The sequence below is a fragment of the Erwinia sp. Eh17-17 genome (assembly GCF_039675725.1).
Lineage (GTDB): Bacteria > Pseudomonadota > Gammaproteobacteria > Enterobacterales > Enterobacteriaceae > Erwinia.
In genome coordinates this window covers 119,780-140,878 of record NZ_JBDFQT010000002.1, presented here as the reverse complement: position 1 = coordinate 140,878, position 21,099 = coordinate 119,780, and the positions used below count along the sequence as shown (strand labels likewise).

The 21,099-nt window shown below is 58.2% G+C and carries 21 protein-coding genes; 8 read left to right on the top strand and 13 right to left on the bottom strand.

Annotation, left to right across the window (positions count from 1 at the left end; all coding sequences use genetic code 11):
• Positions 1–71: 71 nt before the first annotated feature.
• The 7 genes from ABEH87_RS06020 to ABEH87_RS05990 form a co-directional block, all read right to left on the bottom strand.
• Positions 72–773: a winged helix-turn-helix domain-containing protein gene (locus ABEH87_RS06020; protein ID WP_346574850.1), complete on the bottom strand. Its 702-nt coding sequence runs from the start codon at positions 771–773 to the stop codon at positions 72–74.
• A gap of 3 nt (positions 774–776) precedes the next feature.
• Positions 777–1,169, bottom strand: coding sequence for an amino acid-binding protein (locus tag ABEH87_RS06015; protein ID WP_346574848.1), 393 nt, complete (start codon positions 1,167–1,169; stop codon positions 777–779).
• Between the two features lie 4 nt (positions 1,170–1,173).
• The gene (locus tag ABEH87_RS06010; protein ID WP_346574846.1) at positions 1,174–1,485 is read right to left on the bottom strand and encodes an antibiotic biosynthesis monooxygenase; all 312 of its coding nucleotides are present in this window, start codon (positions 1,483–1,485) and stop codon (positions 1,174–1,176) included.
• 123 nt (positions 1,486–1,608) lie between these two features.
• Positions 1,609–2,397 carry an inositol monophosphatase family protein gene (locus tag ABEH87_RS06005; protein WP_346574844.1) on the bottom strand — a complete coding sequence of 263 codons (789 nt, stop codon included), beginning with the start codon at positions 2,395–2,397 and terminating at the stop codon, positions 1,609–1,611.
• A 2-nt stretch (positions 2,398–2,399) separates the two neighbouring features.
• Positions 2,400–3,482, bottom strand: a complete 1,083-nt coding sequence (locus ABEH87_RS06000) for an ABC transporter ATP-binding protein (protein WP_346574842.1) — start codon at positions 3,480–3,482, stop codon at positions 2,400–2,402.
• Positions 3,479–5,710 carry an iron ABC transporter permease gene (locus ABEH87_RS05995; RefSeq protein ID WP_346576151.1) on the bottom strand — a complete coding sequence of 744 codons (2,232 nt, stop codon included), beginning with the start codon at positions 5,708–5,710 and terminating at the stop codon, positions 3,479–3,481. Before ABEH87_RS05995 ends, ABEH87_RS06000 begins: the two co-directional genes overlap by 4 nt.
• Before the next feature lie 61 nt (positions 5,711–5,771).
• Positions 5,772–6,800, bottom strand: a complete 1,029-nt coding sequence (locus tag ABEH87_RS05990) for an ABC transporter substrate-binding protein (RefSeq protein ID WP_346574841.1) — start codon at positions 6,798–6,800, stop codon at positions 5,772–5,774.
• A 229-nt stretch (positions 6,801–7,029) separates the two neighbouring features.
• Here ABEH87_RS05990 and ABEH87_RS05985 point away from each other — a divergent pair, with 229 nt between their 5' ends.
• Positions 7,030–8,064, top strand: a complete 1,035-nt coding sequence (locus ABEH87_RS05985) for a LacI family DNA-binding transcriptional regulator (RefSeq protein ID WP_346574839.1) — start codon at positions 7,030–7,032, stop codon at positions 8,062–8,064.
• A 108-nt stretch (positions 8,065–8,172) separates the two neighbouring features.
• The gene (locus ABEH87_RS05980; protein WP_346574837.1) at positions 8,173–9,186 is read left to right on the top strand and encodes an NAD(P)-dependent alcohol dehydrogenase; all 1,014 of its coding nucleotides are present in this window, start codon (positions 8,173–8,175) and stop codon (positions 9,184–9,186) included.
• 97 nt (positions 9,187–9,283) lie between these two features.
• On the opposite strand, the gene ABEH87_RS05975 is transcribed toward ABEH87_RS05980, so the two are convergent.
• The gene (locus tag ABEH87_RS05975; protein WP_346574835.1) at positions 9,284–10,156 is read right to left on the bottom strand and encodes a LysR family transcriptional regulator; all 873 of its coding nucleotides are present in this window, start codon (positions 10,154–10,156) and stop codon (positions 9,284–9,286) included.
• A gap of 101 nt (positions 10,157–10,257) precedes the next feature.
• On the opposite strand from ABEH87_RS05975, the gene ABEH87_RS05970 reads away from it, so the two are divergent.
• Entirely contained in the window at positions 10,258–11,247 is a 990-nt protein-coding gene (locus ABEH87_RS05970; RefSeq protein WP_346574833.1) for a nitrilase family protein, read from the top strand.
• A gap of 160 nt (positions 11,248–11,407) precedes the next feature.
• On the opposite strand, the gene ABEH87_RS05965 is transcribed toward ABEH87_RS05970, so the two are convergent.
• Positions 11,408–11,968, bottom strand: a complete 561-nt coding sequence (locus ABEH87_RS05965) for a TetR/AcrR family transcriptional regulator (protein ID WP_346574831.1) — start codon at positions 11,966–11,968, stop codon at positions 11,408–11,410.
• 137 nt (positions 11,969–12,105) lie between these two features.
• Between ABEH87_RS05965 and ABEH87_RS05960 the strand changes: the two genes are divergently transcribed.
• From ABEH87_RS05960 to ABEH87_RS05950, 3 genes are all read left to right on the top strand, one after another.
• On the top strand, positions 12,106–12,903 hold the full coding sequence (locus ABEH87_RS05960) for an SDR family oxidoreductase (protein WP_346574829.1): 798 nt from the start codon (positions 12,106–12,108) through the stop codon (positions 12,901–12,903).
• A gap of 122 nt (positions 12,904–13,025) precedes the next feature.
• Positions 13,026–13,859: an oxidoreductase gene (locus ABEH87_RS05955; protein ID WP_346574828.1), complete on the top strand. Its 834-nt coding sequence runs from the start codon at positions 13,026–13,028 to the stop codon at positions 13,857–13,859.
• On the top strand, positions 13,849–14,868 hold the full coding sequence (locus ABEH87_RS05950) for an NADP-dependent oxidoreductase (protein ID WP_346574826.1): 1,020 nt from the start codon (positions 13,849–13,851) through the stop codon (positions 14,866–14,868). Before ABEH87_RS05955 ends, ABEH87_RS05950 begins: the two co-directional genes overlap by 11 nt.
• A 10-nt stretch (positions 14,869–14,878) precedes the next feature.
• Here the strand turns inward: ABEH87_RS05950 and ABEH87_RS05945 are convergent, their stop codons facing one another.
• The gene (locus ABEH87_RS05945) at positions 14,879–15,877 is read right to left on the bottom strand and encodes an aldo/keto reductase (RefSeq protein WP_346574824.1); all 999 of its coding nucleotides are present in this window, start codon (positions 15,875–15,877) and stop codon (positions 14,879–14,881) included.
• A gap of 17 nt (positions 15,878–15,894) precedes the next feature.
• On the bottom strand, positions 15,895–17,379 hold the full coding sequence (locus ABEH87_RS05940) for a PLP-dependent aminotransferase family protein (protein ID WP_346574822.1): 1,485 nt from the start codon (positions 17,377–17,379) through the stop codon (positions 15,895–15,897).
• A gap of 92 nt (positions 17,380–17,471) precedes the next feature.
• Here ABEH87_RS05940 and ABEH87_RS05935 point away from each other — a divergent pair, with 92 nt between their 5' ends.
• Together ABEH87_RS05935 and ABEH87_RS05930 are read left to right on the top strand one after the other, a co-directional pair.
• Positions 17,472–17,939: a GNAT family N-acetyltransferase gene (locus ABEH87_RS05935; protein WP_346574820.1), complete on the top strand. Its 468-nt coding sequence runs from the start codon at positions 17,472–17,474 to the stop codon at positions 17,937–17,939.
• A 155-nt stretch (positions 17,940–18,094) separates the two neighbouring features.
• Positions 18,095–18,994 carry a LysR family transcriptional regulator gene (locus tag ABEH87_RS05930; protein ID WP_346574818.1) on the top strand — a complete coding sequence of 300 codons (900 nt, stop codon included), beginning with the start codon at positions 18,095–18,097 and terminating at the stop codon, positions 18,992–18,994.
• Here the strand turns inward: ABEH87_RS05930 and ABEH87_RS05925 are convergent.
• Complete coding sequence (locus ABEH87_RS05925; RefSeq protein WP_346574816.1) at positions 18,969–19,775, bottom strand: substrate-binding domain-containing protein; 807 nt, start codon at positions 19,773–19,775, stop codon at positions 18,969–18,971. The two genes, ABEH87_RS05930 and ABEH87_RS05925, sit on opposite strands and share 26 nt — an antisense overlap.
• Before the next feature lie 15 nt (positions 19,776–19,790).
• Complete coding sequence (locus tag ABEH87_RS05920; protein ID WP_346574815.1) at positions 19,791–21,086, bottom strand: MFS transporter; 1,296 nt, start codon at positions 21,084–21,086, stop codon at positions 19,791–19,793.
• Between the last annotated feature and the right edge of the window lie 13 nt (positions 21,087–21,099).

Sequence of the window (21,099 nt, the reverse complement as noted above, 5' to 3'; positions counted from 1 at the left end):
CAGATCAATATAGTGGAGAACGATGGCATTTCTTTTACGGGAAGTGCATTAACCCATAAAGCGCTCGCGGCTCAGAGCGCCAGATTAAATAAACGGTTAAAGGCCTGGCGGCCCTCGCCGGTGAGGGTGACTTCACGGTAGCCGGGAACGCGCGTCAGCCATTGCTGATGTTCACACAGGGCAAAGAAGGCCGCGCCGACGTAACCGCCGAGATGAAAACGCCGTTCACTCCAGTCAAGACAGGCACAGCAGGGCTTACGCCGGGTGGTTGCCACGGTGACCATGCCCAGTTTTTGCAGCTGCCTCTCGCCTTCAGCCGTCAGCCTGGCACCGTCCGGGGTTATCCACGCTTTTTGCTGCATCGCGCCATAAATATTCACCGCGACTTCGCCTGCCAGATGGTCGTAGCAGGTGCGGGCATGGCGCATCTGTACCGGCGTTGTCGGGCGGGGGGAGGCGACGCGCGGCCAGGAGATCCCCATCATCGCTTCAATCAGAGCGGCAATATCGCTACCGGCCAGACGGTAATAGCGGTGTCGCCCCTGGGAGAGGCAGGTGACCAGGTGGCTTTTCGTCAGGCGGGCAAGATGGGCGCTGGCCGTGGAGGCGGCGATATCCGCAACGGCACTCAGCTCTGTGGCGGTCCAGGCGCGGCCATCCATCAGCGCGCAGAGCATTTTCACGCGCGAGGGGTCCGCCATAGCCGCTGCGACGGCGGCCATGGTGTGCTCCAGCACATAGTCATCTTCAACGGTGGCAATGGGTTTCAGCATGGTTTATCCGGGCGACACCGCCCATAGTCTGGTGGCCTGGTCTGCGGCGGCAGGATGATCCGTGACCAGAATAAGTTGATTAGCGTGATCGCTGTACTGCGTCAGGATGTTCACCCCTGCGGCTGACAGTGCCGCCGCAATTGCGCCCAGTTCGCCGGGGCGATCCTGCTGTAATTTCCTGATTAACGGCTGGCAGACAGTTTGCACTCTGAATCCTTCTGCCTCAAGCACGATGCGCGCTTTGTCGCCATCCTCCACCAGAAAATGCGCATGACTTTCATTACCCACGGTGAAAACGCCCCCGCCTTCCAGACTGATGCCGTGCCGTTTCAGCAGCGAACCCATCCCGGCAAGCTCTCCGGGGGTGTTACGTAAAATAAGATGAATATCGTACATACGGTTATCCCCGTGTATCTGACGAGTATTCCCGCATTAAACGGGCGATGCGGATGTGGTAATGGGCAAAAACAGACGCCCGTCCTTCGTTTTGTGCCGCCTGATGGTGCAGGTTTTGCTTCCATGCCAGCACGGCGTCTTCATCCCGCCACCAGGAAAGGGACAAAATTTTGCCTTCGCAGGCGAGGCTCTGAAAACGCTCAATGGTGATAAACCCGTCGATATCCGCCAGCAGCGGCTTCAGGTCAGCGGCCAGTTGCAGATAACGGGGCTGCTGTCCGGGGTGGGTTTCGGCTTCAAAGATAACGGCGATCATCGGTACTTTCTCCTGATTAGGGAGCACCAGTGTAAGCCGATGAAAACAGGATACTTCGGCAGGGAACGAACTGTGCCTGAAGCGGTGAAAAGCGCGCCGTCGGGAAAACGGCGCAGCAGAGGGTTAAAGCTGGGCGATTCGCAGCAGATCGGCTTTAGCACCGGGCGCAACCGCCAGCACCGGAGCGCCGCGCAGCAGGCGTTCGCCTTCGGTGTTGAACGCGTGCGTCCAGCCGCCGGCCTCGTTGACCAGGCAGTAACCCGCCAGGCAGTCCCACGCGTGCATATAGGGTTCGTAATAGCCGACCAGACGCCCGGCGGCAACGTAGGCCAGCATCATCGCGCCTGAACCGTTGCGGAAGAAGTTACCGCCCGCGGCGACGATTCCGGCGGCAATCTCTCCCACGCGTTGCGGAGTGACGTAGCTGTTCGCTCCAAAGCCGGTGACGTGGTTCTGCATGGTGCGCGCCGGGTCAACGCGCAGCGTCTTGCCGTTGAGGGTGGCGCCCTGACCGCGGGCAGCAATAAAACACTCCTGCTGGCACGGGGCCATAATCACCCCAATCACCGGCTCGCCTTCGAGGATCACGGCAATGGAGACACACCAGTTCGGCATACCGTTCACAAACGGGCTGGTGCCGTCAATCGGGTCCACCACCCAGGTGAAACCGGATTGACCGGCCTTTAAGCCAAACTCTTCACCGAGAAAACCGTCTTCCGGGAAGGCTTCAGCAATCTGCCCGTTGATCAGCAACTCCACGTCGCGGTCGGCAATCGACACCACGTCCTGCGCATCGCGTTTGGTTTCAATCACCAGCTGGTCGCGGCGGTTAAAGTAGTCCAGCGCTTTAGCTCCGGCCGCGCGTGCAACCTGTTCAGCCAGCGCCAGACGGCGGGAAATATCGTCACTCATATTCAGTCCTTATTAAAAGGGGATGACTGCGCAATCAGCGCCAGCCCCTGAGGTTTGAAATCTACGGCGACAGCGGTGCCCGGTGCCAGCTGGCCTGCCATCTGTACATCGATAATAAACAGCGCGCCCAGCGCGGTCTGGACTTCATATTCAATATGATCCCCCAGCCAGGTGCTGTGGGTGACTTCGCCATTCAGCCCCCCCGTCGGGTCGGTATGCAGCGTAATAAACTGCGGCCGCACCGACAGCTGCGCTGCACCGGGGCGGGCGTGAGCGCCGGGGACGCGATACTCGCGGTCGCCCAGCGCAATGACCGCCTCAGAGCCTTCTACCCGACGGATATCGCAGGGCAGGATGTTGGCCTCGCCCATGAAGTCGGCGATAAACACCGACGCGGGCGACTGGTACAGCTCCTGCGGCGCGCCCTGCTGGGCAATATGCCCCTCTTTCATGACAATTATCTTATCGGAGACGGCCAGCGCCTCTTCCTGATCGTGAGTCACGTACACCGCCGTAAAGCCGAGGCGCTGTTGCAGATCGCGGATTTCGGTACGTACGCGGCGGCGCAGGCGCTCATCCAGGTTGGAGAGTGGCTCATCCAGCAGCAGCACCTGCGGTTCCAGCACCAGCGCACGCGCCACGGCAATACGCTGCTGCTGACCGCCCGACAGCTCTGCCGGTAAGCGCTGCCCCATACTTTCCAGCCCGACCAGCTTCATCCCCTCGCGCGCGCGGTCCTGCGCCTCCTTCTTCGACAGCCCGCCGGACAGCAGGCCGTACATCACGTTATCCAGCGCGCTCATATGCGGGAACAGGGCGTAGGACTGAAATACCATCGCCACGTCGCGCTCGTTGGCGGGAAGATGGGTCACATCCTTGCCGCCGATCAGAATCCGCCCGGAGGTCGGGTGCTCCAGCCCGGCCAGCAGGCGCAGGGTGGTGGTTTTTCCGCAGCCGCTGGGGCCGAGCAGTGTCACCAGAGTGCCTGGCTCCACGGTCAGCGACAGGCCGGGCAGGGCGTTGAAATCAGCAAACTGTTTGGTGACGTTGTCAAACACCACTGAGCCTGAACGAATGGTCGTCATACGGCACTCTCCTGATGTAATCCCGGTGGCGTAGCCGCCGGGACGGTAGCAATGCGGGTGGCGCGGCGCAGGCGGCGTTCACCGACCAGCAGCTGGAAGGTGACGATCACCGTCAGCATCACCACAATAAGTACGGAGGAGTAGGCGATAGCCACGCCGTATTCCCCGTTTTCAACCAGGCCGACAATATACGAGGTGGCCATGTTGTACTGCGCGCTGACGAGGAAAATCACCGCGCTGATCGAGGTAATCGCCCGCACGAAGGCATACACCAGCGCGGCGCTGATCGCCGGTTTCAGCAGCGGCAGGATCACTTTGCGCAGCGTGCGGAAGCTGCTGGCCCCCAGCGTCAGCGAGGCTTCATCCAGGCTGCGGTCCAGCTGGCTCATGGCGGCAATCCCGCCGCGTACGCCGACCGGCATATTACGGAAGACAAAGCAGGCGACGAGGATCAGCGCGGTGCCGGTGATCTCCAGCGGCGGCAGGTTGTACGCCATGATGTAGCTGACGCCAATCACCGTGCCGGGGATGGCAAAGCTGAGCATCAGCATAAACTCGAAGGTCTGACGTCCGGCAAACTTCTGGCGCACGATCAGCCAGGCGGTCAGCAGCCCAACGATGGCGGTGAGCGGTGCGGCAATCAGCGCGATTTCCATCGTGGTCCAGAACGAGTTCCAGGCGACGCCGGTCCACACCATCTGGCCTTCACTCCAGTGGAAGCCGAAGGCGCGGGCGTAGTGCGCCAGCGTCAGGCTGCTGTCCAGCCCCCACGACTGCACAAAGCCGCCAATCAGGATCATGCCGTAGATCACCAGGGTGAACAGACCCCACGGGATCACCAGCGCATACACGCCATAGCGCAGGGCGCGCGGCAGCCCACAGTGCTGGCCGGAGTCGCCTTTACCGGTGACGGTGGCAAAGTTTTTACCCGCCAGCCACAGGCGCTGGAGGATAAAGGCGCTGAGGGTGAAGCACAGCAGGATAATCGCCAGCACCGCCGCACGGCTCGGGTCGTTCTGTGCCCCGACCACGGAGAAGAAGATCTCGGTAGACAGCACGCCGTGGCTGCCGCCCAGCACCATCGGGTTACCGAAGTCCGCCATGCTCTCGATAAAGCTTATCAGGAACGCATTGGCCAGCCCCGGCGCCATCAGCGGCAGCGAGACGTAGCGGAAGGTGCGCCAGCGGTTAGCGCGCAGGGTCTGAGAGGCTTCTTCCAGCGACGGGCTGACGCCCTCGACCACGCCGATCAACACTAGGAAGGCGATTGGCGTAAACGACAGCACCTGAGCGATCCAGATGCCGGTCAGGCCGTACAGCCAGCGGCCAGGCTCAATGCCAAACAGGGTGGCCAGCAGTTCGGTAACCACACCAGCGCGACCAAACAGCAGCATCAGCGCCAGGCCAATCACAAACGGTGGGGTGATAATCGGCAGCACGGTCAGCAGGCGCAGCCCTTTCTTAAACGGCAGCGGCGTGCGGGTGGCCGCCAGCGCAAACGCCAGGCCGAGCAGGGTGGAGCCGCTGGCGGTCATCAGCGCCAGCCACAGCGTGCGCCATGCGGTGCCGCAACCCCCGCCGCCGGTCAGACAGCCGAGGCTCCAGATCGCCGGGTCCTGAATATTGGCGATCATGCCGTCCGGTTTAAAGGAGCCGTCCACGTCCTGCACTGAGGCAACAAACATGCTCAGCACCGGATAGAGCACAAAGGTGGTGACCAGCGCCACCAGCAGCACAATGGCGGCGACCACGAAGGCATCACCGCGCAGCACGCCGCGCTCTGCCAGCGCAAAAGAGAACAGCAGCAGGAAGGTGGTCAGCAGCAGGATGGCACCGGCGCCGAACGCGGGCTGGCCGTCGCTCAGGGTGCCAAACAGCTGCTCGCTCCACTGCCAGTTCCAGCCGGTATAGCCGATGGCGTGCCCTTCAAACAGCAGGAAAAGTATTCCGGCGCAGCTGGCGCCGATCAGCAGCCAGGAGCGTTTATTGCCAACGGGCAGCAGGCGGCCCAGCCCGGCGATTGACAGCATCAGCACGGCGATGGTCAGCCAGGGGCGCTGGAACAGCGCAATCTGCCACAGCGCGGGGGCGCTGTCGCGATCCTGCCACAGCGTGGTCAGCCAGCCAAAGTCGAAAAACCCGGCTTCCTGGCTGTACCAGGGCAGCAGCAGAATGGCGATTGCGCCCAGCGCTAAAGCCCCGTCCAGGCGGCGGTTTTGAGCATTCATCATAACCTCGATGGTTCGTTACCAGGCCTCCCGCACCGGGCGGGAGGGGAAGGGAGGGGAACTACTGGGCGCTGGCACCGATCTCTTTATCCCAGCGGCTGAGCAGGGCTTTGCGTTTAGCCGAGTCACCGTAGGTTTTAAAGTCGTAGTCGATCAGCTTGATGTTCTCGAAGCGCGGAGCATATTCGGAGATGGCCGCATTTTTGTTCGACGGCAGCTGGAAGGATTTGGCGTCTTTCATATGAGACTGCGCGTCGGCGCTGAGCGCCCAGTCGTACCAGACTTTGGCGGCAGCCAGATTGCGGGCACCTTTAACGATCGACATTGAGCCGATTTCATAGCCGGTACCTTCGCACGGCGCGACCGCTTTAACCGGGAAGCCATCGACCTGCATGGCCACCGCATCGTGCATAAACACAATGCCGACGGTGGTTTCGCCACGCGCAGCGGCTTTCACCGGGGCGGATCCAGACTTGGTGTACTGGGAGATATTGGCGTTCAGTTTTTTCAGATAATCGAAGGCTTTCTCTTCGCCCATAATCTGTACCAGCGTGGCCAGGGTGTTATAGGCGGTGCCGGAGGAATTCGGGTTCGCCATCTGGATTTCCCCCTTCCATGACGGGTCCAGCAGGTCAGCCCAGCAGGCCGGGGCTTTCAGCTTCTTCTGTTCCACCAGTTTGGTGTTATACCCCCAGCCCAGCGCCCCGGCATACACGCCGACGGTGCGGAACTGGGCGCTTTCCGCCTGCTTGCGCGCCCAGTCCTGCTGCTGGTCGAGCAGCGGTGATTTATACGCCTGGGTTAAGCCCTCGTCGGCGGCCTGCATATGCGGATCGCCAGTGCCTGCCCACCAGATATCGGTACGCGGGTTACGTGCTTCGGTACGGATACGCGCATAGGCTTCACCCGCAGAGAGGCGTACCATACTGACCTTGATATCCGGATGCTGTTTCTCAAACAGATTAGTCATTTGCTCACAGACAACCACATCGGCAGAGCAGATCATATTCAGCTTTTCAGCGGCCTGAGCCGGAAGGGCTGAGAGCGCGGAGCCAGCGGCGATGACCGCCATCAGAGTGACGCGATACATGGTGTTCTCCTTGGGTGTAGGGTAGGCGATACGTTGTCGCCAGGTTTTTGTGCATAATTTTTTGCACGTGTGTGCAATTAATTAATGGTTAATAATTACCCTGTCAATCGTGCTGTGATGCAATTCAGCTGCTGCGTCACAAAAATGAAACAATAAAGCAACAAAATTAATTGCACAGCCGTGCAAAGTGCGACAGACTCACGTCAACGCAAACCTGGCGGGTAACGTAATGGAAAAGGCAGTAGTCAGTGCGAAAGATGTCGCGGAGATGGCGGGGGTTTCCCGTTCGGCGGTGTCGCGCACCTTCACACCGGGTGCCAGCGTGTCGGCAGCCACGCGGAAAAGGGTGATGCAGGCGGCAGAAGCGCTGGGTTATCACGTTAATCATCTGGCGCGCGGGCTGGTCAGCAACCGCAGCGGCATTGTCTGTCTGATCGTCTCTGACCTGGCGACGCCGTATCGCGCCAGCCTGGTGCGGCTGGTGACCCAGCATCTGCAGGAGGCCGGGAAAATCGCCATGCTGATCAACACCGATCGCTCTGATGACAGCGTATCGCAGGCGTTACAGCAGGCGATTAACTATCGCGCCGACGCCTCCTTCGTGCTCTCCGGCATGCCGGAGAGCGCCATTGCGCGTCTGTGCCACAAGCACGGCCAGCGGCTGGTGATGATTAACCGTAACGACGTGCTGCCGGGCTCGCTGAGTATTAATCTGGATAATGCCGAGGCTGCCAGCCGGGTGGTGATGGCGTTTGCCCGTGCGGGCTGTCAGCACGTCGCGTTCGCCAACTCGCTGGCGGGTACGCCGAGCCTGATGGCGCGTGAAAGCGGGTTCATTCAGGCCGCAGAAGCCGTCGGAATGAGGGTCAGCGTGGAGCGCTTCGGCACCACGTCCTATGAGAGCGGGCAGATCCTCGCGCACCGCCTGCTGACGCGCCGCGAACGTCCCGATGCGGTATTCTGCGTAACCGACCTGCTGGCCTGTGGCTTTATGGATGAGGCGCGTCACCGCTTTTCCCTGCGTATTCCTGAGGACCTCTGCGTGGCGGGCTACGATGATATTCCGCAGGCGGCCTGGTCATCCTATCATCTGACCACCTTCGTGCAGCCGGTGGAACAGTTTGCCCGTGACGCCGTCGCCTGGCTGGTGGCAGAGGAGCAGCGTGAAGACCCGCTGTCACTCGCGCCGGAGCAGGAGATGCCCGGCGAAACGCGCCTGTACCACGCCGACTTTATCTGGCGCGGGACGATACGCGGTGGGTGAAGGTGAGCACAATAGCGCATAGTGCGTATCTGCCCAGTGACCATCGGGTGTAACCTGTTGCGGTAAATCACTGGCACGTGCCAGACACGTCTTTATCAGGAGAATAAGATGAAAGCAGTCACAATCAGTCATCCGTTCAGTCTGAACAGCATTCAGCTCACCGACGTTAACGACCCCGGTCAGCCCGGCAAAGGGGAAATCAGAGTGGCGATTAAAGCCAGCTCGCTTAACTTCCACGATCTGATGGTGGCCACCGGCGGCATGCCCGTTGAGGATGGACGTATTCTGCTGTCTGACGGAGCCGGCACGGTTGAAGCCGTGGGCGAGGGCGTAACAGAATTCCGCGCCGGTGATGCCGTGGTTTCTACCTTCTTCCCGGTGTGGACGGCAGGCAGGGCAACCCTGGCCGTCGGCGGTTTTTCGCACACGCCGGGGGATGGTGTCGATGGCCTGGCCTGTGAGGTCGTGGTGCGTTCGGCGAATGCCTTCACCCACGCGCCAGCGGGCTGGTCACACACTGAAGCGGCCACCATCACTACCTCTGGCCTGACGGCATGGCGCGCATTAGTGGTCAACGGTCGCTTAAAAGCGGGTGAGACGGTGCTGGTGCAGGGCACTGGCGGCGTGTCGATTGCCGCATTACAGCTGGCGAAAGCCATGGGAGCCAGAGTGATTGCTACCTCTTCCTCGGACGAAAAACTGGCGCTGGTGCGCAAACTGGGTGCCGATGACACCATCAACTACCGCACTACGCCTGCGTGGGGCGATAAAGTGCTGGAGCTGACGCAGGGCGCGGGTGTTGATCATGTGGTTGAAGTCGGCGGGCCTGCCACGCTGAATGAATCGCTGAAAGCCGTCAAGGTTGGCGGTCACATTGCGGCGATCGGCGTGTTATCCGGCACTGACGCCGCGCTGTCTGTTTTCAGCGTGCTGGCAAAACAGGTGCGCATTGAAGGACTGATCGTCGGCAGTCGTCAGGATCAGATCGACTATGTGAATGCGCTGGCGCTGATGGCGCAGAAACCGGTGATCGACCAGGTGTTTAGCTACGACCGCATTAGCGAGGCGTTTGCCCGTCTGCAAAGCGGTAAACACTTCGGCAAGGTGTGTGTGAACTGGTGAGGGTGAGGCCCGCATAAAAACATGTATTAACCGGCCGTGAAGAAAAGTCTGCGCGGCTTTTGTTCCCCCCGTGAGCGGGCAGACAGGGAGGTCATCATTATTGCGCGGAAAATCGCTTACCTGCTTTAACCGCCGCAATAAAATTATCCCTGATGATATCTTCTGTTCTGCCGTTCCATGCAATGCCCATCTGCCAGCTTACTGACTCACCGTTTAACGCAATAATATGTAACCCCGGCGGTGCAATATGCATAACGCTTTCTGGCAGCAGCGCTACGCCAATACCCGCAACCACCAGCGCGACAATGGTATGAATATCGTCAGCCAGCTGAGTGGATGAGGCGAAAAGGGCGTTATCGTGCAGGAAGCGATCAATTTGCACATTCAACCCGCGGCCCCGTTCGGTATGAAGCCGCAGCAGAGGGTGATTTTTCAGCCAGTCAGCGACACTGTTAGCCGTTTCTTGCGGCGTAACCAGTACCAGTCGGTCTTTGAATAACGGCAGATAATCAAGCGGAACGGCAGGAGGAACCCGGACAAATCCCACCTGAAGTTCGTCACTTTGCAACAGCGCGTACTGCTGCGTGGAGGGAAGGTCCGTTAACGATATGTCTACCTGTGGGAAGCGACGGCGAAATTCTGCGATACAGTGCGGGGCCAGATAGAAACTGGATAGCCCGAATCCCACCGCCAGATTGCCGGCACTCCCTTTTGTTATCTGCTCTGCATGCAGTAGAAATAACCGCGCCTGCCCGATGACTTTTTCAGCCTCTGACAGCAGTCGCCTGCCTGCCGGGGTCAGCGTTGTGCCGGAGCGTCCACGGGAAAACAGGGAAATATTGATCTGTGACTCCAGCAGATTAATCTGCTTGGTCAGGGCGGGCTGCGAGACAAAAAGTGCCCGTGCAGCGTCGGCATAATTTCCTTTCTTCGCAAGAGTCACAAAGGCGTTAAGCAGCCGAAGGTTCATTAATTACATTCCAGAAAGTTATCAGAATTGAAAATCAATTGATTATACCGTTATCAGGCAGGCTGCTGTAATACCATTCTGATCACTTCTGGAGAGTTTACATGAGCACACTAACGACCTTAAAGGCGGCCACCGTGCAGTTTCAGCATCAGGCGGGTAACAAACAATACAACCTGCTGATGATGGAGAAATTTATTCAACAGGCCGCATTGCAGCAGGTGAAGATCCTGACCTTCCCGGAAATGTGTATCACCGGCTACTGGCACGTCACCAGGCTGGCGGCCTCAGAGGTATCCGCGCTGGCCGAAGCAGTAGAGACCAGTCCCTCGCTGGCACTGATCCGCTCGCTGGCGATCAAACATCAGATGCTGATTGGTGCCGGGCTTATCGAACGAGCCGAAGATGGCCGTCTCTATAATGCTTATGTGGCCTGCATGCCGGACGGTACGATACATACCCATCGTAAACTTCACGCCTTCGAACACCCGGCTATCGGCAGCGGCGAAAGATTTACCGTATTTGATACCCCCTGGGGTGTGAAAGTAGGAATCCTCATCTGCTGGGACAACAATCTTGTAGAGAATGTGCGTGCAACGGCGCTGCTTGGCGCGGATATCCTTCTCGCGCCGCACCAGACGGGGGGGACGCAATCACTAAGCCCCTGCGGCATGAAGCCGATCCCGCTGGAGCTCTGGGAACAGCGCGAGACGCGCCAGCAAGAGATTACCGCCGCCTTTAAAGGACCAAACGGACGGGGCTGGCTGATGCGCTGGCTGCCAGCGCGCGCCCACGACAACGGGCTGTTTATTCTCTTCAGCAACGGCGTCGGCGCGGACGAAGAAGAGGTACGCAGCGGTAACGCCATGATCCTTGACCCGTATGGAAGAATTATTGACGAAACCTGGGCAGCCGGTGATGCCATGGTCAGCGCCGAGCTCGATTTAACCTTGCTGGCAATGAGCACCGGTCGTCGCTGGATCCACGGCCGTCGCCCGGAGTTATACGGCATACTGACCGAAATGCAGGGCTATGAGCGTGATGCAAGAAGCGCACGTTTTTCGCAGGAGATACCGCAGAAAAAAATCCGCTAAATCCGCACATTTCTCCACGGGTAAGCGGATTGAGTCAGAACAGCCGCGTCGCGGATTATCCTGAAGCGTTAAATTAAGCTAAGCGGGAAAACCCGGCGGCTGTTCTGCTGATAGTGAGCGGGGAGATGAGTCCCTGCTCCATTTTCAAAACGACCTGTGTTCATGCTTTTTCAACGTCCTGGCTGAGAATCCGGGCGCGGCACACCGCCAGAATTTCATCGGCCAGGGCCGAATCATCAGGGCAGGCGCGTGACAGCACCAGGGCGCCAACCAGCTGTGCCATGATGGCGATGAGGTCGGCACGCGACACGTCACCCGCCCCCTCTTCACCGAGCAACAGGGCCAGCTGATGTTCAATGCCGCTGGCAAACCCCGCCTTAATAGATTCAGACTGACGGGCGGTATCCGCCCCGAGCGCCGACATCACGCAGCCCTCGCCCACACCGTCGCGATGTTCCCGCGAGAGGTAGTACTTCACGAAGTCGTCGCGGCTTACGCCCTGGCTGCTTTGCGCCGACCGTGAAAAACCACAGCTCATCGCCTCCGCCATCAGGTCAGCCTTGGAGCCAAAGTGCTTGTAGAAACCGCCGTGAGTAAGACCCGCCGCGGACATCAGTTCCGCGACGCCGACGCCATCATAGCCGCGCTCGCGAAACAGCACGGAGGCCGTCTCCACAATGCGCTGTCGGTTTTCGCGAACCTTTTCTTTCGACACTTTCATCGTTTCTGAATCCATTATTAAAAAATCACCCGACCAGTATACATTGATGATGGTCGTAATCAAAACGTTGACATTTTAGATGTTGATCATCATCATTAGGCCTGTGCCTTTATTCATCACCATTCCGGGGAACCACCATGACCAATCAATCAACGACTCAACCTTCAGTCCTTATTACCGGTGCATCGACAGGTATTGGTGCCGTTTACGCTGAACGTTTCGCCCGACGGGGCCACGACCTGGTGCTGGTCGCGCGCGACAGAGCAAAGCTGGAGCAGCTTGCCGGGCATCTGCGCCAGCAGCACGGCGTTGCGGTTGACGTGCTGGCGGCGGACCTCACCCAGGCGGACGATCTCGCGGCGGTCGAAACGCGTCTGCGTGACGATGCGCGTATCGGAATACTGATTAATAACGCCGGGATTGCCCAGTCGGGCAGTTTTACTGAGCAGACGGCGGATTCCGTTGAGCGTCTGATTGCACTGAACGTCACCGCGCTGACGCGGCTGGCCAGCGCGGTGACTCCGCGCCTGGTGCAGTCCGGCGAGGGATCGATCGTCAATATCAGCTCCGTCGTCGGTCTGGCCCCGGAGTTCATGATGTCGGTGTATGGCGCAACCAAAGCCTATGTGCTGTTCCTGTCACAGGGAATGAGTCTGGAGCTGGCGTCTAAGGGCATCTATGTTCAGGCGGTACTGCCTGCCGGCACCTATACGGAGATCTGGCAGCGCGCCGGAATCGATATCAGCAGCGCGTCGAAAATGATGGAAGTGGGGGAGTTAGTGGATGCCGCGCTGGTGGGCTTCGACCGTCGTGAACTCGTCACCATCCCTCCGCTGCAAAATGCGGCACGCTGGGATGCGCTGGATACCGCAAGACAGACGCTGCTGGCAGACATCAAACAGGATGAAGCCGCTGCGCGCTATAAATCCGCGTAGTCAGTGCGTGTCGCCCTGCATCGCCATCATGCTGCGTGATGCTGTGCAGGGCAAACCCCACATCACCGTGCTGACACCACGGATGAGCACCCTCAACAATTTTTCACAGGTCTGATTTCATCATGACAAATAAACGCGTTGCGCTGGTGACGGGGGCTTCATCAGGCATTGGTGAGGCCACGGCCAATCAACTTTTAGCCGCAGGGTATACGGTTTACGGCACCAGCCGCCGCGGTTCACCGGGTATGGGCAAACACCCCTTTTCCGTGCTGGCGCTCGATGTGACCAGTGACGCTTCCGTTGATGCCGCGATCGCTGAGCTAATCAGGCGCGAGGGGCGCATTGATGTTCTGGTGAATAATGCCGGCTTCGGCGTGGCCCCCGCAGCGGCGGAAGAAAGCTCGGTCCGCCAGGCGAAAGACATTTTCGATACCAACTTCTTCGGAATAGTCAGAGTGAGCCGGGCGGTGATCCCCCATATGCGCCGTCAGGGCGCGGGGCGCATCATCAACATCGGCTCAATACTGGGCGTGATCCCGTTACCGTATGTGGCACTTTATGCGGCCAGTAAGCATGCGGTCGAAGGGTATTCCGGCGCGCTCGATCATGAATTGCGCACCCGGGGTATCCGGGTCTCTGTGATTGAACCCGCCTACATCAAAACCCGTTTTGACGCCAATAATGTGGAGCCGGATGCCGTGCTGGCAGAGTACGAGGCTATCCGGGCTAAGCTGAAAAAAGTGGTGAGCAAGGCCATGGCTGAAGCAGAGAGCCCGGAAGTGGTGGCCGGGGTGGTGGTCAAAGCGGTTCAGGCTGCACGTCCGAAGTTGCGCTACACGGCGGGAAAATTAGCCGCCCGATTAAACTTCCTGCTCAGATTTGCACCGGCCAGCCTGCTGGACAGGGTGGTGCGTAACAGCCTTCAGCTGGACAGGGGGCCTGCCAGTGAACACTAAGACAATGAAAGCCTGGACGTTTAAACGCTACGGTAAGCTGCCCGATGCCGGATTTGATGACGTAGATATTCCTTCGCCCGGCGCCAATGAGATGCTGGTGAAGGTCTGTGCCGTGGGTCTCAACCCCATCGATAATATGATCCCAACGGGCATCTTCAGGCCGGTGCTGCGGTTTCAGTTACCCGCTATCCAGGGGAGCGACCTGTCCGGCATCGTTACTGCGGTGGGGAAGGATGTCACACGATTCAGACCCGGCGATGCCGTCTTCGCCAGCATTTTTGATACCGGAAACGGTTCTCTTGCCGAATTTGCCGTGGTGTCTGAGGGCGCGGCGGCGCTGAAACCGGCAAACCTCGATTTCCTGCAGGCGGCCTCTCTGCCCATGGTGAGCCTCACGGCCTGGCAGGCGCTGGCAGAACGCGCCGGGCTGCGGTCCGGTCAGAAGGTATTCATCCCGGCGGGATCGGGAGGAATTGGCACGCTGGCGATTCAGCTGGCAAAGCAGATGGGGGCCACGGTCGCCACCACGACCAGCACCGGCAACGTCGAATGGCTGAAGCCGCTGGGCGCAGACCAGGTGATTGATTATAAAAAGCAGGCGTTTACCGACGTGCTGGCGGAGGTCGATGTCGTGCTTGGCACGATAAGAGGGGAGGCGATGGAAAAGGCGATCGCTATTCTCAGACCGGGCGGAAAAATAGTGTCTCTGGTCGGGCCGCTGGACGCGGCGTTTGCCCGCGCCAGGGGATTGAATGTACTGCTGACCCTGGTCTTCGCATTCATGAGCCGCAGGATAATGCGCCTGGCGAAAAAGCGCGGCGTCAGCTACTCATTTCTGTTTGTGCGCCCAGACGGCGAGCGGCTGAGTAAAATCGGCAGTCTGCTGGAAACTGAGCAGATTAAGCCGGTAATCGACAGGGTGTTCCCCTTTGCCGAAACCCGGCAGGCCCTGGCGTATCTTGCCGAAGGGCACGCTAAGGGGAAAGTGGTAGTCAGGATGCCGGACTGATGCTCTGACGTTATGTTGTCAGCGGGCGGTTCTGCGCCATAATCCCGGACAGGCTGTGCGGCAGGTAGCACTCCTCCAGATAGCGGATTTCATCAGCGCTTAGCACCAGATTCAGCGCATTCACCGCACCGTCAATATGGTGTTTTTTCGTCGCACCAACCACGGGGGCGGTGACTTTTGTCAGTAACCATGCCAGCGAGATTTCGGTCATAGACACCGCGTGGCGGACAGCAAGTTCCGTTACCCGGTCAATAACCCGCTGATCCTGCGCGGCCGTTTTATCGTATTTGCCTCTGGCATAGTTATCCTCCTGCCCCCGCCGGGTCTCTGCCTCTGCCGGACGCGACAGCCGTCCGCTCGCCAGCGCGCTGTAAGGCGTCATGGCGATATTATCTTCAGCGCACAGGCCGGCCAGTTCGCGCTCATCTTCGCGCATAATCAGGTTGTAGTGGCTCTGCACGGAGACAAACGGCGTCAGGTTTTCCCGCTGCGCCAGGGCGTTAGCTTTGGCCAGCTGCCACGCAAAGCAGTTAGATATGCCAATCGCCCGCACTTTGCCCGCTTTCACCGCCTCATGCAGCGCGACAAGCACCTCGGTAATCGGGGTGTGGTAGTCCCACATGTGGCAGATATAGAGATCGATATATTCCATACCAAGGTTACGCAGGCTCTGGTTCAGCGAGAGAGTGATGGCCTCCTTCGCGCTTACCCCGGCCGCGATTTGTGCGTCGCTTCGCGGAAGAAATTTCGTCGCCAGCACCACCTCTTCGCGCCTGGCCATCTCACGTAGCGCTTTGCCGACATAGCGCTCGCTGGAACCGCCCTGATAGGCGATAGCGGTATCGTAAAAGTTGATGCCGCGCTCCAGACCATAGCGAATAATGTCGCGGCTTTCCGCTTCGGCCAGCGTCCAGCTGTGCGGGCCCGTTGATGCATCGCCAAATCCCATGCAGCCCATGCAGATGCGGGAAACGGTAAGATCGCTGTTACCAAGCCTGGTGTAGAGCATGTTTTCTCCCTGATGGTTCATTCTTTCGCCATTTGCTGAGCCAGTTTCCTGATCCCCGCCACAATATCCTCTGGGGAATGCGCGGCAAAACCGAACAGGATGGCCTGTTTTTCTGGCCGGGTCTGACAGTAGCGGGAAAGAGGCTGTGCGCCTAACCCCGCTTTACGGCAGTGTTCAATCATAGTGGACTCTTCAATATCCTCCGACAACCAGCAGACGAGATGGATGCCAGAATCAGACGGTTCCACACCGACGATCTCAGGGAGATAGCGCTGAATAGCTTCAGTCATCACCCGCTGGCGCTCATGACAGGCTTTTCTCACCCGCCGCACGTGACGCGCGTAATGCTCTTCAGCAATGAAGGTGGCCAGTATCGTTTGCTCTAAATAAGAGGTCCGGGTATCGGCGTAGTATTTCGCTATTTTAAAGTGCTCCGCCAGATTTTCAGGCACCACCAGGAAGCCCAGATGGAACCCCGGAAACATCATTTTAGAGAAGGTGCCCGCATAGATCACGCGCTGGTGCCGATCCAGCCCCTGAAGAGCCTGAATCGGCTGGGCGGTATAGCGAAACTCGCTGTTGTAATCGTCCTCGAAAATCCACGCATCATTCTCTGCTGCCCAGTCGAGCAGCGCCATTCTACGGGATAAACTCAGTGTTCCGCCGAGGGGGAACTGATGGGAAGGGGAGGTGAAGATCAGTTTTGCCAGGGGCCAGTGCCTGATGCCATAAGCAATATCCATCCCGTGTTGATCGCCGATCACCGGGCGAATTTTAGCGCCCATGGCGGTAAATACCCCTAATGCGCCATCGTAACCCGGTTCATCCAGCCAGACTTCATCACCTTTCTGTAGCAGCACCTGCGCGGCCAGATTCATGGCCTGCTGGGTGCCACTGACAATCAGGATCTGCTCCTCAGTACAGTGCAGGCCCCGCGTAGTGCGCACATAGTCACTGATAGCCCGCCTTAACGGCCGGTACCCCATCGCTTCATTGAGCCTTCCGTCCTGGTGGCGGAACTGCCGCCAGGTACGCCCCAGCAGACGGCCCCAGAGTTCATGGGGAAATAAATCACTGCAGCCAACGCCAATATTAAACGTCAGATTTTGTCCGGAGTGGGGCAGCGTCTCCTGCCACAGCTGCTTCATCACCTGGGTCTGCGGATTAACGTCAGGAGAGTGGGTTTCACCGCCGGTCTGCTTATCGGGTGCCGCCGGTTTGATACCAATCACGTCATCAGGAACGACGGCGGCGACATAGGTTCCCGATCCTCTTTTCGCCACCAGATAGCCTTCATCGGTGAGGCGTTCCAGACCTGACAGCACCGAGTTTCTGGAAATTGACATCATTTCAGAAAAGGTGCGGCTGGAGGGAAGCTTTCTGCCCGCCTGAAGTTGACCACTGAGGATCAGCTCTTTAATCACGCCATAGAACTGTTCTTTAATTTTTCCTTTTTTCAGCAACAGGCCGGGGAAACTGGCAACGTTCTTTTCTGGTGGCAAAGTGGATCCATTAAATATTAATAAAGTGTCTCTTATATGATACCACTGTGCGCGGTACTCTTTCCTCTCCTGACGTGTTGAGATGAAAATAAATGACTGATATGAAATGTAAAATAAAAGAAATTATCGTTGTTCCCGTACAGAAAGATGACTACTCACAGTGGCTGCCTTACTGGCTGAGCTATCAGCAGTTTTACCAGGTGAAATTACCCGCAGAGGCGACCGCTGCAACGTGGCAGCGCTTTTTTGATGCCGACAGCCCGCTCTGCTGCGCCGTCGCCAGAGAAGGAGAAACCGTCATCGGGTTTGTTCACTATGTTTTCCATGCTTCAAGCTGGGCCGTTAACGATTACTGCTATTTAGAAGATCTGTTTGTTGCCGCGGACAGTCGGGGAAAACAGACGGGAAAACATCTTATTGAGTATGTGCAGCAGCAGGCCAGAGAGCGCCAGTGTGCAAGACTGTACTGGCACACCCAGGAAACAAATGCCACGGCGCAACGGCTGTATAACTGGGTTGCAGAGAATCCCGGCGTCATCCAGTACAGAATGCCGCTGTAAGGGGGGACCCGGCCAGGAAAGGGGATAACAGAGTTTCGCGCAATGGATCGCCTGCTGTCGGGATGGCCTTTACCCGTAGCGGGCGACCAGGTAAGCTTAAGCAGAATGCTTTTTTCTTTCACCCCCTGCCGACCCTGAAAGGATTATCTGTCGCTATGCCCGTTAATTTTGATCTCAACGATCTTTACGCCTTTCGGGCACTGGTCGAATACGGTAATTTTCGGCTTGCAGCAGAGTCCATCTGCCTGTCACAGTCGGCATTGAGTCGCAGGATAGAAAAGCTGGAATCCGCGCTGGGCATTAAGCTGTTCGACAGAACCACCCGGCGCGTGACGCTGACGCTTTACGGGCAGACCTTTGCTGCGCGCTCCGATCAGCTGCTGTTAAACGTTGAGTCGCTGTTAGCAGATATCAATAAGGTGAGTCAGGAACGCGTCGGACTGGTCACCGTGGCCACGGTGCCCTCGGCAGCTTACTATTTTATGCCCGATGTGATCCGTCGTTTCCAGGCCCGCTATCCGCTGGTACGCGTAAGGATTATCGATAGCAGCGCAGGGGAGGTCATCGAAGCCGTTGCCGGCGGCGAGGCGGACTTCGGCATCTGTTTTGCGCGAAGTCTGCAACCCAATATCGAATTTTTGCCGCTGGTGGGGGATGTCTACGTGGCTGCCTGCCGTCGCGATCGTCCCATTGCCAGCAGAAAAAGCCTGACGTGGCAGGAATTTTATCAGCAGGATTATGTGGGGCTGGATAAGACCTCCGGCAACCGTAACCTGCTCGATCAGATGCTGGAGCACATCATTCCTGAACGCCCCAGCATCTGTGAAACCCGCCATGTCACCACCATGCTCGGCATGGTTGAAGCGGGGGTGGGTATTGCTGCCGTGCCGGCAATGTCGATGCCAGCGTCAGAATACTCGGTCCTGACATCCGTACCGCTGACTGATCCGGTGGTGAAGCGCACCGTTGGGCTGATCAGACGCAGCGGACGTATGCAGTCCTACCTTGCCGCCGAACTGGAAAAGTTGATCACTGAACAGTATCACGCTGTTTAACGTGCCGTTCAGCGTCTACCGGGCTCATTCCGCTGGCACGTATGGTGTCCTGTGCCTTAGCGGAAGACAAAAACGCCAGTAGCGCTTGACCTTCGCGGCGATGGTCTGCCCCGGCGGTGATGGCACCGGCAAAGCGCGTAACGTACTGCACATTGTCAGGCAGCTTGCCAATAAAGGTGACGCCCGGAACAGGTAGCAGTTCGCTAACCTGCTGGAAACCAAGCGTATACGTCCCTTTTGCCACTTCGGACGCCACCGGAATGCGCTCAACTTTATGCGCTTTCTGCCTCATCTGGTCTTCAATACCCAACTTTTTAAACAGCTGGCCGCTGACATAGCGGCCGCTGGCGCTGTCTGAATACGCCACAGACCGTGCCTGCAGGAGAGTATTACGCAGTTCGCTAACGTTTTTGATATCAGGTTCAGCATCCCCCTGTCTGACGACCATACCAATCGGCGAGTCAGCCAGCTCGACGCGGGAACCGGGTTGAAGCCGGTTATCCTGTTCCAGATGGTTCAGCGCATCGCCTACCATGATCACCACATCGGCCTTTTCTCCGCGCGCCAGGCGCGACGGAATAGCCTGAGGTGTATTCCCCATCGAAGGGCCGGGCACCAGCCTGATGGTGTCGCCGCTTTTCGCTTCATACTGCGGGGCCAGTTTTTCCAGCGCCGCTTTAAATCCCCCTGAAATCATCACGGTCACTTCTGCGGCCGGGGCGCTGTGGCTGACAGAAAACAGCACCAGCGTGGCCGGGAGTAAACAATAAATTTTTTGCATTACGTCTTCCCTGTATTAACGTGCGGTTTGTAGTGATAACCCGACGCGGCGGTACAAATAGAGCGTTGCCGCTAAGGCACATACCGCAGCAAAGCTCATCCAGTAACCCGGTGAAGCCTTATCGCCGGTGTACTCAATCAGCGCGGTTGAAATCACCGGTGTAAACCCGCCAAAAATAGCGGTTGCCAGACTGTAGGCCAGCGAGAAACCGGCCACCCGGACCTCTACCGGCATGATCTCCGTCAACGCCGGGATCATGGCGCCGTTATAAAGGCCATACAGGAAGGAGAGCCACAGCAGTACTGCCAGCATCATGGAAAAACTGGGAGCCTGAGCAAGCAGGTGAAGCGCCGGATACGCGGTGACCAGGGCCAGCAGCGCCATGGAAACCAGAACAGGCTTACGGCCAAAGCGATCTGACAGGGCGCCCCCTATCGGTAGCCAGAGGAAGTTCGATATCGCCACCAGCAGCGTGACCAGCAGACTGTCAGAGGCGCTGAGCATCAGGACTTTCTTGCCGAAGGTGGGGGCATAAACGGTGATCAGATAGAACGCGGTAGTGGTCATCGCGACCATCAGCATACCGGCAACCACCACCTGCCAGTTCGCCAGCAGGGTTTTAAACACCTCGCGCATCGCCAGATGATGACGGCGGCGGGTGAACTCTTCGGTCTCTTCCAGCCTGCGGCGCAGGAAAAAGATAAACGGCACAATCAGGCAGCCAAACAGGAAAGGCAGACGCCAGCCCCATTCGCGAATGGCGCTCTCTTCCATCACCAGATTGAGTGTAAAGCCCATGGCCGCTGCCACCATAATCGCCACCTGCTGGCTGCCGGATTGCCAGCTGGTATAAAAGCCTTTACGGCCCGGCGTGGCAATTTCAGCGAGGTAAACGGATACGCCCCCAAGTTCGGCACCCGCTGAAAAGCCCTGCAACAGACGCCCCGCCAGCACCAGCAGCGGAGCCCAGAGCCCAATGGTCTGATAGGAAGGAATCAGGACAATCAGGAAGGTTCCTGCGGCCATGATCGACAGGGTAACAATCAGCCCTTTACGTCTGCCGACTTTATCGATGTAGGCGCCCAGCACGATGGCGCCGACAGGACGCATCAGGAAGCCTGCCCCAAAGACCGCGAAGGTCATCATTAATGAGGCAAATTCACTGCTGGCCGGAAAGAAGGTATGGGCAATATAGGTGGCATAAAATCCGAACAGGAAAAAATCGAATTGCTCTAGAAAATTGCCAGAAGTCACGCGCAATATTGCGCTAATTCTTGCCCGGGTGGTCATCAGGGCGTGAGAGGAATGCATTGTTATCTCCAGT

Bases quoted from the DNA above. Each gene is read 5' to 3' on its own strand.
- ABEH87_RS05975 (WP_346574835.1), bottom strand. From the start codon at position 10,156: ATGAACCTTCGGCTGCTTAACGCCTTTGTGACTCTTGCGAAGAAAGGA.
- ABEH87_RS06015 (WP_346574848.1), bottom strand. From the start codon at position 1,169: ATGTACGATATTCATCTTATTTTACGTAACACCCCCGGAGAGCTTGCC.
- ABEH87_RS05925 (WP_346574816.1), bottom strand. From the start codon at position 19,775: ATGCAAAAAATTTATTGTTTACTCCCGGCCACGCTGGTGCTGTTTTCT.
- ABEH87_RS05935 (WP_346574820.1), top strand. From the start codon at position 17,472: ATGACTGATATGAAATGTAAAATAAAAGAAATTATCGTTGTTCCCGTA.
- ABEH87_RS05920 (WP_346574815.1), bottom strand. From the start codon at position 21,086: ATGCATTCCTCTCACGCCCTGATGACCACCCGGGCAAGAATTAGCGCA.
- ABEH87_RS05965 (WP_346574831.1), bottom strand. From the start codon at position 11,968: ATGAAAGTGTCGAAAGAAAAGGTTCGCGAAAACCGACAGCGCATTGTG.
- ABEH87_RS05990 (WP_346574841.1), bottom strand. From the start codon at position 6,800: ATGTATCGCGTCACTCTGATGGCGGTCATCGCCGCTGGCTCCGCGCTC.
- ABEH87_RS06020 (WP_346574850.1), bottom strand. From the start codon at position 773: ATGCTGAAACCCATTGCCACCGTTGAAGATGACTATGTGCTGGAGCAC.
- ABEH87_RS05945 (WP_346574824.1), bottom strand. From the start codon at position 15,877: ATGCTCTACACCAGGCTTGGTAACAGCGATCTTACCGTTTCCCGCATC.
- ABEH87_RS05955 (WP_346574828.1), top strand. From the start codon at position 13,026: ATGACAAATAAACGCGTTGCGCTGGTGACGGGGGCTTCATCAGGCATT.
- ABEH87_RS05930 (WP_346574818.1), top strand. From the start codon at position 18,095: ATGCCCGTTAATTTTGATCTCAACGATCTTTACGCCTTTCGGGCACTG.
- ABEH87_RS05995 (WP_346576151.1), bottom strand. From the start codon at position 5,710: ATGAATGCTCAAAACCGCCGCCTGGACGGGGCTTTAGCGCTGGGCGCA.
- ABEH87_RS05970 (WP_346574833.1), top strand. From the start codon at position 10,258: ATGAGCACACTAACGACCTTAAAGGCGGCCACCGTGCAGTTTCAGCAT.
- ABEH87_RS06010 (WP_346574846.1), bottom strand. From the start codon at position 1,485: ATGATCGCCGTTATCTTTGAAGCCGAAACCCACCCCGGACAGCAGCCC.
- ABEH87_RS06005 (WP_346574844.1), bottom strand. From the start codon at position 2,397: ATGAGTGACGATATTTCCCGCCGTCTGGCGCTGGCTGAACAGGTTGCA.
- ABEH87_RS05985 (WP_346574839.1), top strand. From the start codon at position 7,030: ATGGAAAAGGCAGTAGTCAGTGCGAAAGATGTCGCGGAGATGGCGGGG.
- ABEH87_RS05960 (WP_346574829.1), top strand. From the start codon at position 12,106: ATGACCAATCAATCAACGACTCAACCTTCAGTCCTTATTACCGGTGCA.
- ABEH87_RS05980 (WP_346574837.1), top strand. From the start codon at position 8,173: ATGAAAGCAGTCACAATCAGTCATCCGTTCAGTCTGAACAGCATTCAG.
- ABEH87_RS06000 (WP_346574842.1), bottom strand. From the start codon at position 3,482: ATGACGACCATTCGTTCAGGCTCAGTGGTGTTTGACAACGTCACCAAA.